The organism is Pseudomonas sp. CBZ-4, assembly GCF_000346755.1.
Lineage (GTDB): Bacteria > Pseudomonadota > Gammaproteobacteria > Pseudomonadales > Pseudomonadaceae > Aquipseudomonas.
Genome location: NZ_ANNV01000092.1, coordinates 39,248 through 52,313, shown reverse-complemented (window position 1 = coordinate 52,313; position 13,066 = coordinate 39,248). Strand labels below are relative to the sequence as shown.

The 13,066-nt window shown below is 52.0% G+C and carries 13 protein-coding genes and 4 pseudogenes; 12 read left to right on the top strand and 5 right to left on the bottom strand.

Annotation, left to right across the window (positions count from 1 at the left end; genetic code table 11):
* A pseudogene (locus B348_RS1000000131555) lies at positions 1–216 on the top strand (transposase); the annotation flags it as partial.
* A 60-nt stretch (positions 217–276) separates the two neighbouring features.
* Here B348_RS1000000131555 and B348_RS1000000130865 read toward each other — a convergent pair.
* The gene (locus tag B348_RS1000000130865; RefSeq protein ID WP_003444064.1) at positions 277–711 is read right to left on the bottom strand and encodes a helix-turn-helix domain-containing protein; all 435 of its coding nucleotides are present in this window, start codon (positions 709–711) and stop codon (positions 277–279) included.
* 91 nt (positions 712–802) lie between these two features.
* On the opposite strand from B348_RS1000000130865, the gene B348_RS0111220 reads away from it, so the two are divergent.
* Positions 803–1,765: an arsenic resistance protein gene (locus tag B348_RS0111220; protein ID WP_003444066.1), complete on the top strand. Its 963-nt coding sequence runs from the start codon at positions 803–805 to the stop codon at positions 1,763–1,765.
* 38 nt (positions 1,766–1,803) lie between these two features.
* On the opposite strand, the gene B348_RS0111215 is transcribed toward B348_RS0111220, so the two are convergent.
* The 3 genes from B348_RS0111215 to B348_RS1000000130860 all read right to left on the bottom strand — a co-directional run bounded on the left by B348_RS0111215 (position 1,804) and on the right by B348_RS1000000130860 (position 4,056).
* On the bottom strand, positions 1,804–3,330 hold the full coding sequence (locus B348_RS0111215) for an IS66 family transposase (protein ID WP_003444068.1): 1,527 nt from the start codon (positions 3,328–3,330) through the stop codon (positions 1,804–1,806).
* A gap of 61 nt (positions 3,331–3,391) precedes the next feature.
* Positions 3,392–3,727: an IS66 family insertion sequence element accessory protein TnpB gene (gene tnpB / locus B348_RS0111210; RefSeq protein ID WP_017736217.1), complete on the bottom strand. Its 336-nt coding sequence runs from the start codon at positions 3,725–3,727 to the stop codon at positions 3,392–3,394.
* The gene (locus B348_RS1000000130860) at positions 3,724–4,056 is read right to left on the bottom strand and encodes a transposase (protein ID WP_003444070.1); all 333 of its coding nucleotides are present in this window, start codon (positions 4,054–4,056) and stop codon (positions 3,724–3,726) included. Before B348_RS1000000130860 ends, tnpB begins: the two co-directional genes overlap by 4 nt.
* 92 nt (positions 4,057–4,148) lie before the next feature.
* On the opposite strand from B348_RS1000000130860, the pseudogene B348_RS01000000129910 reads away from it, so the two are divergent.
* The 5 genes and pseudogenes from B348_RS01000000129910 to B348_RS01000000129905 form a co-directional block, all read left to right on the top strand.
* A pseudogene (locus tag B348_RS01000000129910) lies at positions 4,149–4,559 on the top strand (transposase); the annotation flags it as partial.
* 123 nt (positions 4,560–4,682) lie between these two features.
* On the top strand, positions 4,683–5,147 hold the full coding sequence (locus B348_RS1000000130855; protein WP_369682520.1) for a class I tRNA ligase family protein: 465 nt from the start codon (positions 4,683–4,685) through the stop codon (positions 5,145–5,147).
* Positions 5,137–5,352 (top strand): hypothetical protein, encoded by a 216-nt coding sequence (locus B348_RS0111200; RefSeq protein ID WP_017736215.1) that lies wholly within the window; start codon positions 5,137–5,139, stop codon positions 5,350–5,352. Before B348_RS1000000130855 ends, B348_RS0111200 begins: the two co-directional genes overlap by 11 nt.
* Positions 5,353–5,598: 246 nt before the next feature.
* Positions 5,599–5,844 carry a transposase gene (locus B348_RS1000000130850; protein ID WP_081609225.1) on the top strand — a complete coding sequence of 82 codons (246 nt, stop codon included), beginning with the start codon at positions 5,599–5,601 and terminating at the stop codon, positions 5,842–5,844.
* Positions 5,790–6,330: pseudogene (locus B348_RS01000000129905) on the top strand (transposase); the annotation flags it as partial. The gene B348_RS1000000130850 and the pseudogene B348_RS01000000129905, both read left to right, overlap by 55 nt.
* Before the next feature lie 456 nt (positions 6,331–6,786).
* On the opposite strand, the gene B348_RS0111180 reads toward B348_RS01000000129905, so the two are convergent.
* Positions 6,787–7,062 carry a hypothetical protein gene (locus tag B348_RS0111180; protein ID WP_017736212.1) on the bottom strand — a complete coding sequence of 92 codons (276 nt, stop codon included), beginning with the start codon at positions 7,060–7,062 and terminating at the stop codon, positions 6,787–6,789.
* Positions 7,063–7,244: 182 nt separating this feature from the next.
* On the opposite strand from B348_RS0111180, the pseudogene B348_RS1000000130845 reads away from it, so the two are divergent.
* The 5 genes and pseudogenes from B348_RS1000000130845 to B348_RS0111165 all read left to right on the top strand — a co-directional run.
* Positions 7,245–7,554 (top strand): annotated as a pseudogene (locus tag B348_RS1000000130845) (transposase); the annotation flags it as partial.
* A 419-nt stretch (positions 7,555–7,973) separates the two neighbouring features.
* Positions 7,974–8,198, top strand: coding sequence for a transposase (locus B348_RS1000000131915; protein WP_153326449.1), 225 nt, complete (start codon positions 7,974–7,976; stop codon positions 8,196–8,198).
* A gap of 641 nt (positions 8,199–8,839) precedes the next feature.
* Entirely contained in the window at positions 8,840–9,745 is a 906-nt protein-coding gene (locus B348_RS0111175; protein ID WP_026136732.1) for a cation diffusion facilitator family transporter, read from the top strand.
* 567 nt (positions 9,746–10,312) lie between these two features.
* The gene (locus B348_RS0111170; protein ID WP_017736210.1) at positions 10,313–10,987 is read left to right on the top strand and encodes a heavy metal response regulator transcription factor; all 675 of its coding nucleotides are present in this window, start codon (positions 10,313–10,315) and stop codon (positions 10,985–10,987) included.
* A complete protein-coding gene (locus tag B348_RS0111165; RefSeq protein WP_017736209.1) occupies positions 10,984–12,402 on the top strand; it encodes a heavy metal sensor histidine kinase in 1,419 nt (472 codons plus the stop codon). Before B348_RS0111170 ends, B348_RS0111165 begins: the two co-directional genes overlap by 4 nt.
* The last annotated feature ends 664 nt before the right edge of the window (positions 12,403–13,066 follow it).

Sequence of the window (13,066 nt, the reverse complement as noted above, 5' to 3'; positions counted from 1 at the left end):
ATCCGTCCTGGGTCAATTTTCAATCGGCAGGGTGGGTCAGTTTTCAATCAGCGCCAACACATGGCCCATGCCCGGCGCAAGTTTTTCGACCTGCATGCCACGAACAAGAGCGAGCTCGCCGAGCAAGTACTGCACTCCATCCAGTTGCTATACGAAATCGAAAGGGGGATCCGCGACCTGAAGCCAGATTTACGCCGACGTCTACGGCAAGAAAAAGGTAAGCGTCCGCTCAACACACCTTGCGCAATTCAGTGGGCGCCCAGCATTTTGATTTGCTTAGGAGCAGCAACCAGAGCGAGCCCCAGCAGCAGGTTCGAACAGTGACTCAACAATCGTACAGTCTGGAGTTTTCGAACCTAGGCATGTTGACTCACACTTGCTTGCCATTGATAGCAGCTCTATACGGATCTGCTGGAGCTTGGCGACCTTCGACTCTACTTCTGCCAAGTGCTTCTTGACCACCGACAGCGCGTCAGCACACGGACGATCAGCATCTGCTGCGAGCGCAATGAGTTCTCGGATATCGTCGAGTGGAAAGCCCAATTCACGATTCTGCCGGATGAAGACGAGTCTTGAACGATGCTTTTCGGTATAGATTCGATGCCGCCCTGTCGACCGCAGAGCTGGAGGTAGAAGGCCTATTTTCTCGTAGTAGCGAATCGTTTCAATGTGGCAACCCGTTGATTTCGACAGCGCCCCGATTCCTGACATGCAAACTCCCCAAGCATTTTCTTGAACCTGTAGTAGCTACAGATATTAACCTGTCTTCAGAAAATAATTTCACGCGTTTGAAGGGCATTTCGTGGACAGAGAACAGCTAGAGAAGAACCAGATTCCCGTTTACTTCGTCGCGGTCATTGTCGCGGCCATCGGAGGCCTGCTCGCACCCAATGCGTCTCAAGCTCTAGGGGCGATGGTGACACCCGCCATCGCAGTGCTGATGTACGCCATGTTTCTACAGATTCCGTTCCTGGATCTCCGTAATGGGCTTGCGAATAAGCGTTTCATGGCGGCGTTGCTGACTGCCAACTTCGTGGCCATCCCCTTGTTGGTCTGGGCATTGACGATGGGGCTAACCGATCACCCTGCGATTTTGGTGGGTGCCCTGTTGGTTTTGCTGACGCCTTGTATCGACTATGTGGTGGTGTTTACCCATATCGGTAAGGGTGACTCCAAACTCACTCTGGCGGCGACGCCATTGCTACTTTTGCTACAGCTTGTGTTGTTGCCGCTTTACTTGGCCTTCATGCTGGGTAACGACTCAGCGGTAGCCATATCTATCGGCCCATTTATTGAGGCTTTTGTAGTGCTGATCGCTTTGCCTCTGGTCTTGGCGGTAGCAACGGCTGCCGGGGCAAAGAGATCCAGCATCGTTGAGGGCTGGAATGATGCATGGACTTGGATGCCTGTACCGGCTATGGCGGCTGTGTTGGTCGTTGTGATCGGCTCTCAGATTTCAGCGGTGGTCAGAGACATGGACAAGCTGCTGCCCGTTATTCCCGTCTACATTGGTTTCATGCTCTTGGCACCGTTGGTGGGCGCGCTGGTGGCCGGCGCCTTTAAATTGCCGGCCAGCACGGCAAGATCAGTCGCTTTCAGCAGCTCGACACGAAATTCACTGGTAGTTCTGCCACTGGCACTGGCCTTGCCCGATGAAATCAGAGGGCTCGCGGCGGCAGCAGTCATTACTCAAACGCTGATTGAATTGGTCAGCGAGCTAATTTACATCCGGGCAATTCCTGCTTTGTTGTGGCGCAAAATGTAGATGCCAAGGAAGGCATCAGCCCAAAACACCTTGCGCGATTAAACGGGGGCCCACCTGTGAGGCAGCAGCTCGCTAATCTCACTTGCGCGCTGCGTCGGCAGGCGCGTGAGTACATCTTTCAGATAGGCATACGGATCATGACCATTCAGTCTCGCTGACTGGATCAGACTCATGATCGCCGCTGCCCGTTTTCCGCTGCGTAGCGACCCTGCGAAGAGCCAGTTTTTACGTCCAAGAGCCCAAGGGCGGATCTGGTTCTCACACCAGTTGTTATCTATGGGTACGGCCCCGTCATCAAGGTAGCGCGACAGCGCTGCCCAGCGTTTCAGGCTGTAATCGAGTGCTCTGCTGATGGCTGAGCCTTCGGGCACGAGGTCACGCTGAGCGATCATCCAGGCATGCAACATATTCATCACTGGGACGGCTTTTTCTTGCCGTATTCGGCGCCGTAAATCCGGCCCCAGATCGCGGACTTCGCTCTCGATTTCGTACAACAACTGGATATAGCGCAAGGCTTGCTCGGCGAGCGTGCTTTTATTCGTGGCGTGCAGTTCGAAGAACTTGCGCCGTGCATGGGCCATGCACCCAATCTCGGTCACACCGAGTTCAAAGCTGGCCTTGTAGCCGCCAAAATCGTCGCAGACCAGCTTGCCCCTCCAGTCTTGCAGGAAGTTGCGAGCATGCTCACCGGCACGGCTGGGACTGAAGTCATAAACCACCGCTGCCAAGTCCGAGAACTGGCTGGTGGCGTAGGCCCACACATAGGAACGGTGAGTTTTCTTTGTTCCCGGCATGAGCATCTGCACCGGTGTTTCATCTGCGTGGATGACTTGTTGCCCAAGCACTACTTCGCGCAGCGCGTCGACCAGAGGCTGCAACTGCACGCCCGTCACGCCAACCCATTGAGCCAATGTTGAACGTGGAATCTCCAAGCCTGCTCGACCGAAGATCGATTCCTGACGGTAAAGCGGCAGATGGTCAGCAAACTTGGCAATCATGACGTGTGCAAGTAGGCCCGCAGTCGGGATGCCCTTATCAATAACCTGCGCCGGAACCGGTGCCTGGATCAGCGTTTCGCAGTCATCGCAGACCCACTTGCCACGGACATGGCGTTCGACGGTGAACACGCCGGGCGTGTAGTCCAGCTTCTCACTAACGTCCTCACCGATGCGCTTGAGTGCGCAGCCGCATGGGCAGTGAGTGTTGTCCGGTTCGTGATGCATCAGTGTGCGTGGAAACTCAGCCGGTAATGCAGTGCGCTTGGGTTTCTGCTTTTTCTCGGTCGCAGCTGGCACTGTATGCAAGGCCTGAAGCTCTGCTTCAATCGCTGCGATATCGGTATCGATCAGGTCATCGAGCAAACTGGCCTGCTCAGGATTCATCTGCTCGCTGCGCTTGGCAAACTTCAAACGCTTGAGCTGGGCGATCTCGTGGGTCAGTTTCTCGATCAGCGTTTGGTCGCGGTTGATTTTCTTGCCCATCGTGTCGACTTGCGACAGCAACTGCGCTGCCAAAGCACGCAGTTGGTCGGGGGACATTTGGTCGAGATTGGGAGAAGAAGTCATGCGCCGGATTTTGCCAGAGCAGGCGCTTCGCGGCGATAGACCGATAGACTAATGGCAGCCGTTAAAGCAGTGTGATCGAGCCTCCAGAACCTGCGCGTTGCCATGGCAGACCCAGCACCAATGCCTGAAGTTGCTCGGTATCCAGTTCCATCTCAGAACCATGGCGAATGCCAGGCCAATGGAACTTGCCTTGGTTCAACCGGCGCGCCGCCAGCCATATTCCAAAGCCGTCATGCACCAGCACTTTCATGCGATTGGCGCTGCGGTTGGCGAACAGATAAGCACAGTGCGGCTGCGCCGCACCGAACACGGCGATCACCTTGGCTAACGTCGTTTCGGTGCCTGCGCGCATGTCCATCGGTTCGGTGGCGAGCCAGATGGAGTCAATGCGGATCATCGCAAAAGGTCTCGAAGAAAAGTCGCACAGGCGGCAGCACTTTCAGTCGGCCAGTTCACTTTGATGGTGCCGCGCGGGTGCTGTATTTCAACGCAGATATTCGATGATGCTGGATGGGAGTTTGCCCCGGCCAGCGGCATGGGTAACGGAATAAATGCAGGTGGGAGCGCAGGGCTTTTCTGCGCTTGCAGCCGAATCCATTTGTGGACGAGGTTTGCGTTGAGGCTATGGCCAAGCGCGACGCTGGCAATCGAAGCGCCGGGCTGTGCACACTCTTGAATGACTTGGGCCTTGAAGGACTTGGAATAGGAACGGCGTGTTGGCTGCATGAAATACCCGCTTAAAAGGCTAGAACTGGTGCCCACTTAAATTTAAGTGCACACCATGTCTTAGCTTTGCGGGGCTGGGTAGATGACTTGGCCGGACGCATACAGAAAAAGCCGTCCCCGTGATGGACAGGCTGCACGCCCGGATGATCGCCTAGCGCGAGCTTGTGCATGATGGCATGGCCATTGCCAGGGCTCTGGATTACGGCCTGAAGCGCTGGCCAGCATTGTCACGTCATCTGGATGACGGCGCGGTTCCTATTGATAACAACCACATCGAGCAACAGATCCGGCCATGGGCTCTTGGACGCAAGAGTTGGCTCTTCGCCGGATCGTTGCGTAGCGGCAAGCGCGCGTCGGTGCTGATGAATCTGATCCAGTCGGCGAAGCTCAACGGGCATGACCCATATGCTTACTTGAAAGACGTTCTGGCTGGACTGCCAACACAGCGTGCAAGTGACATCGCCGAGCTGCTGCCCCATAAATGGGCTACGCAGGTGATGTAAATCTGAATGCATCGTCTTGGGCGAGCCGTCAGTTGCATTGAGCTACGATGGGTAAATGTTGATTAGGGGGGTTACTTTCCAAAGGCGATTCAATATAAATTTAACCTGGGTGCGCACTCACTGTTGTGCCCTTTGATATTAACAGGAGGATGCTATGTCACCGTTAAACGTGATGAAGTTCTAAAGGATCAAACTGTCACCCCCTCGCTCGAAAACCTTGAAACACGCTGGTCTCAACGTTGGCAGCTCAAAGGCACGTACGCCTTTGACCACACAGCCCAACGCGACGCTGTGTTCTCCATCGATACGCCCCCGCCGACGGCCTCAGGCTCGTTGCATGTCGGTCATGTCTTCAGCTATACCCACACAGATATCATCGCTCGATTCCAGCGCATGCGAGGTAAGGCTGTGTTCTACCCCATGGGTTGGGACGATAACGGCTTGCCTACCGAACGCGGGGTCGAGAATTTCTATGGCGTACGTTGCGACTCGTTGGCAGCTTATCAGCCTGATTTCAGGCCACCTGAGCCCACTCCATTAAAGCGAGGTGACTTTGCCGTCATCAGTAGGCTTATTGATGAGTGTTAGTGCCGTGCTATCTGCGATTCGCAAAGCAAAATCTGACGCCCGCCAATCCATGAAGGCTTCGGTAGCACGTGTTGAACTGGTTGACAGGGCTGCGCAGCTTGAAATGATAAAAGGCGTTCGCCAAGACTTGATCGAAGCAGGTCAGGTTGAGGCTTTGGTGTTTATAGAGGGAACTGAGCAGCAGGTTGGTGTATGGCTGAAGTGACGTAGACTTAAGGGCAATTCAATTCGCGGGGCGTTCAAGGAGATCTCTTCGCGAGCAAGTCTGTAGTCGTCCATCAAACACTTGGTTCATATGCCTGATAGAAAATATGACGTAGTGGTTTGACCTGCAACCAGATCACATTCCGTGTAAGCGGATGGCGAACACACCTACCGAACTCCAGTATTTAGGGCGATGGTATTCGCGTATTTTTAAGCGGACGCGATCACCCTTATCGCCAGGATTTCCATGCGCCAACGCAGCTCTTACCCCAAACTATTTAAAGCCCAAGTCGTCCAGGAATGCCTGCAACCCGGAGCGACGATTTCCAGCGTAGCCATCCATCACGGCATCAACGCCAACGTGATCCGCAAGTGGCTACCGATTTACCGGGATCAATCACCCGCAACTCTGCCGGCCTTCATCCCCGTACAAGCTGTACCCACGCGCGGCGCAAGTTCTTCGATCTGCACGTCGCGAATAAAAGCCAGTTGACGGAGCAGGCGCTTCACTCGATTGGCGGGCTGTACGAAGTTGAGCGACACGCCAAGGAAATGAGCTACGAAGACTATTGGCGATTACGCCAGGAAACGGCGGTGCCCATCGCTGAAAAACTGCATGAGTGGATGCTGGCCACCAACGCGAACTTGTGCCCGAGGGCTCAGCTACGGCCAAGGCCCTGGATTACAGCCTTAAACACTGGGTAGCACTGACGCGCTACCTGGAAGATGGCGCTGTGCCCATCACAACAACCAAATCGAGAACTTGATCCGACCGTGTGCGCTTGGGCGGTCGAACTGGTTGTTTGCTGGGTCGCTGCGCAGCGGCAAACGGGCGCCGGCGATCATGAGCTAGATCCAGTCTGCGCGGGTCAATGGTCATGATCCGTATGCATATCTGAAAGACGTTCTCACGCGACTGCCGATGCAGCGGGCGAGTGAAATCGATCAATTGCTGCCGCATAAATGGTCGCCGGTTTAATTACGCGAGGCGTGATAGCCGGACATATAAAAGGGAATGCCAATGCCAAATGGATTACAAGATGGGAGCCAGTAGCAATGAGCTTTGACATTATTATTTTGAAGCCTACTAACCTCAGTGAAAACGATCTGTCCAACGTCGAGGACGTGCTAGATATTGGATGCCATGAGGCCGTAATCACATTTCTGGAGTTGGTGTTCCCTGGATGTGCCCAAGGTGCATTTTCGGATGGTGAACGCTACTCGCTCGAGTATGCTCAAAATGGAGACCCAGTGACCACCATACACCTTACTCTCAGATACGGGCGAGACTAGTCTGAGGCAACCGATACTGAGTTCCTGACCCTGCTCTTGAGGCTCTGCCAATTGCTCCAGTCAGTAGCTTTTGCGGTCTCCGATAACTCAAGGATCACACCTTCCTGCTAAAGACGGCGCATCTTGCTCGCCATGGAGCGGCTCACCTAGCCAATTGGTGCGCGTACTTGATCACATGGGCAGGAAAAAATTCTTCATAAAAAGCAGTGGGAATGCCGAGGATACTTATCTCGATGCAATCGGGCAGAAGCTCTTCAGCGTAATCCAGAATGGCGACTCCCATAGATGGAATAACCAAGCCTGCTTCGGTTTTTACTGAAAGGGCCAAACCGGACTGGTTGAAGTGATTTGTGCGGCACTCGTTTTGAATAGCAGGATACCCAGTGGTTGGCTCGAATTGGCCGAAAGCAACGCCCATGGGAGGATCTCCACTCTCCAGCGACGAGTTGCCAACCAAAATCAATCCGCTATAAATCGAAAATCGCGCCATCTGATCGCCTATTGCTTGCCGTGGCATTGGATATTTATGGTGTTTATCACTTGATTAGCTTGAATGCGAGAGCGCCGTGGAGGTTCGGAAGATGACTTGGCCGAACGCTTACGGCCATCAGCAGAGCACTCGATTACAGCCTGAAACGCTGGGCAGCGCTATCGCACTAACTCAATGACGGGAGCGTTCCCATAGATAACAATTGGGCGGAAAACCAAATTAGGCCATGGCGCTTGGACGCAAAACTGGCTCTTCGCAGGGTCGTTGCGTAGCGGAAAAAGGGCTGCGGCAATCATGAGCCTGATTCAGTCTGCGCGCATGAACGGCACATGACCCGTATGGCTATCGCGGTTGTCGACGCAGAGGGCCAGTGAAATTGGACAGTTGTTGGCGCACCAGTGGGTAGCTCCATCGGATTGATCTAATGGGTGTCACCCACTGGATTTCCCATTTTTTTCCCTGTCGTTGGCTAGATTTTCTTAACCGCGCCAAGAATTTCTTAAAATGTGCGCCAAACACTCAGAAAATATTAACCGAAAATGGCCGCGTAACCACTATTTTCGGGTTTTCCGCTTATCGGCGGTAAGCGTCCCGCAATCACACCTTGCCGCACTGTGCTTTCTGGACGACCTGGACTTTGAACGGTTGGCATAAGAGCTACGTTGGCACATGGGCATCCTAGCTATAAGGGTGATCGCGTTCGCTTAAAAATACGCGGGCACCATCGCCCTTAATGCTGGAGTTCGGTAGGTGACTTGGCCGGACGGTTACCATTCCGTCAGGCATCTCAGTAGTCAGAACTCCTGCCTGCCTAGATTGTTGCCGTCAGAGTTTTCGCTTTGGGTGGGTTACCAACCGCTTACCACGCACGAGCCTGCTTGGGCGGATGGAACGGCAAGCTGGTCTGCGATGACTTTGCCGGCTACAAGGCAGGCTTTGAGCTGGGCGTTACGCAGATCGGCTGCATGGCCTATGCCCGCAAAGTTCTTCGACTTGCATGCGACCAACAAGAGCTAGATCGCCGAAAAAGCACTGCCCTACATCGCGGCCTTATACGAAGTTGAACGAGAAGTCTGTGAGCTGAAACCGGGTGATCGACAGCGAATACGGCAGGAAAAGCAACGCCAATCACCGACGCACTTCATACCTGGATGACCTCCCAAAGATAGCTTGTGCCTGAGGGTTCGGCCATCGCCAAGGCCCTGGATTACAGTTTCAAAAACTAGATAGCGCGGGCGGTACTGTGCCCATCGCTTACTCTGAGAATTTAATAGCAGCGTAACGCCCAGTCTTTATTTAAAGCACGTAGCGATTTATACCTAATCCTGGCTGGTAGCGTATGGGAGTCAGGAATATTCTGTGAGAGCCTAAAGTTTTCCGACAATTTTAGTGTAGCCACTCACTCATAACGACACGATGACCGCGTAATTACAATCCCGACAGAATCCCGCCTAGACCTTTTGATTTCGCCTGAGTCGCCTTATGATCAAAATCAGTAGCAATCTACCACTTGAAACGTAGCCACCGTTTAGCATGGCGCTTAAAACTCAGCATTCGTAAAGTCGTTATTTTATCCTATACCTGACCAAAATATGATTTTTTCTAAAAGTCGGCGAACAGAATACTTAATTAAGCTATATTTAGGAAACACGTAGCTCCATAGCAGGGCAAGTGTGCGTCCTCTACGTTACGGAAGGAGAAGTATGTGGCATCTAATCACTCTCATGGCGCTGCAGCGCTAAGTGAAGGTCACCAGAAAAAGCTAGTCATGGCACTGGCCTTGACAGGCAGCTTCATGATTGCTGAAGTGATCGGAGCATGGATTACTGGCAGCTTAGCATTGCTGTCCGACGCGTCGCATATGCTTACAGATACTGCCGCCCTGATGATTTCGTTGATTGCGCTTCAAATAGCCAAGCGGCCAGCAGATCAGAAACGAACTTTTGGCTATGCTCGCCTGGAAATTTTAGCATCCACATTCAACGCCCTATTGCTCTTCATGGTGGCTATTTACATTTTGTACGAAGCTTATCAACGCTTCCTAATACCTTCTGAGATCGCAACCGGCGCGATGATGTGGATCGCTATTGGGGGCCTTGTTGTAAATCTGATATCGATGCGCTTGCTCTCCTCAGCGAGTAATGAAAGTCTGAATGTCAAGGGAGCCTATCTCGAAGTTTGGAGCGACATGCTTGGGTCATTGGGCGTGATAATTGCCGCACTTATAATCCGGTTTACAGGTTGGAGTTGGATCGATACGGTCGTCGCCGTAGCGATCGGAGTATGGGTGCTGCCGCGCACTTGGCAGCTAATGCGCGAGAGTTTGGGAATCCTTATGGAAGGGGTTCCTGGCGGCCTCAACATTAAGGAGATCGAGTCGACGATTCTACGTGTCGATGGTGTCACAGACGTTCATGATCTACATGTTTGGGCTGTAAGTAGCGGTCGCAACGTACTGACGTCGCACGTTGTAGTTCGCGACTCAGTAGATCGAGATGCTGCGCTAGCAGATGTAATCAATGCGGTAAGTCATGCGTTCGACATTCACCATTGCACAATTCAAATGGAGAATACGGACTTCCATAAGGACACTCCAATTCCTCCACACTAGTCAACCTAGAAAAATTAAATCGTAGGATTAATATTGAAGGCGTCAGCACCAAAAATTTAGATTAATTTTGGCTCATTACTTAGCGTCGAGAGACAGGTCAATTAAAAATTATTTTATTGTCACGTTGCGTTAGCAACAATGCCACCAGCTGAAGGTTACAAAACTAAAATATTGGCACGTTAAGCAGGAATATAATTTTTACTCGGATCGATTGATGCCAAATCACAATGGAACTGACCAAAAAAATATCCAGCGGCTCTCGAGCAGAATAGTCTGGTGCATCCGCCAGTCGTGGCAGTGCTCAACTACCTGATTGATCAAAGCTATGCTGCACCAATAATTTAAATCGCCACAACTTTCAGTGGCCTTGCGATCAAATTAAAAATTTGTAATTTTTCGCCAAAACCCACTATTTCGCGTTAATATTTGAGCATCCTGAGTTGATCACGGCGTATTGATATAGGTAGAAATCACCACATGCCAAGCACGCAGAGAAACTTTAAACTGGCCTTAAATCACGATCAGGGAGAGCTCGGCCCACTCCTTACTCACACCTTGAGATAAGTTATGCGCGTACTAGTTGTGGAAGACGAGATTAAAACCGCGGAATATATTCAGCAGGGTCTATCCGAAAGCGGGTACGTCGTAGACATTGTACACAATGGTGTTGATGCTCTTCACTTGTTCAATACGATTGTTTATTCGCTCGTACTCCTAGATGTGAACCTCCCTGGCATCGATGGTTGGGACCTCTTGGAAACTATCAGAAAAACTAGCCGGGTTCGCATCATCATGCTGACTGCCCGCGGACGCATTAATGACAAGCTTAGGGGCTTGGATGGTGGTGCAGATGATTATCTCGTCAAGCCCTTTGAGTTCCCCGAATTGCTTGCTCGCATCCGGTCACTGCAAAGGCGTGGCGATGAGCTTGTCGAGAAGAGCACACTTATAGTTGCGGATTTGGAATTGGATTCCTTGCGCCACAGAGTATGCCGAGGAGCGACACGCATTGATCTCACCACAAAGGAATTTGCTCTCCTGCACCTACTAATGAGCAGAACAGGCGAAGCGCTTGCCCGTTCGCAAATAATCTCGTTGGTCTGGGACGTAAATTTTGACTGCGATACTAACGTCATTGATGTCGCCATCCGGAGATTGCGCTCAAAAATTGATGATCCATTTGAGACCAAGCTCATACACACACTTCGAGGCGTCGGATACGTGTTGGAGGAGCGTACATGAGGCCTTTCAGCCTCGCTGTGAAGGTGGGATTCAAAGTTGGAATGATGAGTGCGGCGTTGCTGCTTCTTTTCGCCACCTTCGGTTATCTGATGGTGAGCCAAGCTCTTGAGAGAAACGCCCGAACCGACCTCGAAGTGAAAATGGCAGGCATGGCTCACAACCTTTCCGCAATCACTGCTATTTCTGGTGTAAATGCAGACGCCCACCAGCTTGTTGACTTGGTCATGGGGCATAACAATCTTTACGTCAGCATCTTCGAATCGACACAAACTCTAACTCCATTGCTCTCGATAGGCTCGAAGCAAGTCAACATGGAAGTGCACAAATTCCAGCCTACCGAACAGGCGGAGCAGCGAGAGTGGCGCGACTCGACGGGCCGCCCGCTAATGAGCGCCTCACGAGTCATGCGCTTAGGCGATGGAACCGAAGTTAGTGTATTCATGACCATGGACCAGTCATCTAACCATGCCCTTCTTGATGCGTTGCTCACCTGGGCATTAATGGTGTCGCCTCTTATTCTCATGCTGATCTTGGCAATTGGGTGGTGGACTGTACGCAGAGGACTGCTCCCCCTCACCAAGTTCCTGAAGGTCGCCTCAAGGATTTCCACCGAGAGCCTTGAGCATCGCCTTCCAACAAAGGGGATGCCGGCAGAACTTAAGAATCTCGCCGATGGAATTAACATCATGCTGATGCGTTTAGACGACGGAGTTCAGCAGCTTTCGCAGTTCTCTGACGACCTTGCTCACGAACTGCGGGCACCACTGTCTAACCTGATGGGTAAAGCTCAGGTCGCGTTAACCCGGGAACGATCCCTCCCTGAGTATAGAGAGGTCCTAGAGTCGTGCACAGAAGAGCTACATCGCATGAGCCGGATGGTTTCCGACATGCTATTCCTAGCCCAAGTCAGCCACCCAGCGTCAATGGTAGAGTTCGGAAGCGTATCTCTAATCGACGAAACTCAGCGGGTCTGCGATCTGTTCAGCATTTCGGCCGAAGAAGGTGAGATACAGCTCCAGATCGCAGGAAGTGGAGACGTGGTGCATGGTAATCAGATAATGATTCAGCGAGCCGTCTCGAACCTGGTCTCGAACGCGATCCGCTACTGCCCTCGTGGTCGGACGGTTTACGTGAAGGTTCAACGTGGTGCTGACGGCGCCACATTGAGTGTTGGCAATCCGGGACGTGGGATCGCCAAGGAACACCACGCGCATTTGTTCGAGCGATTTTACCGGGTGGACAAAAGTCGAGCACGAAGCGAGGGTGGCACCGGTCTTGGCTTAGCTATCGTTCAGTCAATCATGATTTTGCATCAGGGTTCGGCAAGCGTGGAAGTTACGGATCAGAATTTCACTTGGTTTCACCTTAACTTCCCCGAAGTTCAAATGAAACAACAAGAAATGAAGCCAGCTTAGCTCCGTGTAACGAAGAAGGCCCGGTTATAGATGGGCCCCCTTCGCTCTAGGTGCAGGTGCGAATGCCTGAGACGTAGCCGACGCGTGGGTGCTCAAGGACTCACTGACGTTATGCGAGAAAAAAACTCTATCGCCAGAATCCTCACATGGCGCGTAGAAAACCGACGGTCTCTGAACTTCAGACCGAATAATTCGCAACCGTTGCTTTTGCCTAGCGCTCAACGATCAGAGACCCCGCTACACTCTGCAGAATTTGAAATGCTTCGAACTGTAAGTCGATCTCGACGGCATGAGGCCGCACCTTCTCTCTTGCACCTTCCCCCGGAATATGCGGCGGAGATCGTAAATTCATGGAAAAAAATCAATTGATCTCCCCCCGACCGCGTCGCGCGCCCTAATGTGAAATGAAAGCTCACTTAGCTGTAAATTGAGTCTTGATGCATGGGCGAAAATCAAAGACTTCTGCCACTCAGGGCTCTAAAACGAACATGATTAGCTCCTTGGCAAGCAAGAAAAGCCTACAGTGTTAATGCACCGGATATCAAAATTGAAAATTAATAAAAGCCCCAGCTCTTCATCGTCTTTTGTTATCGCCTGGAAGACTTAAACCTTCTCGCCAAGCGTAAAATTACGAAATTGTAATTATTAACTCACCTTGCCGTTA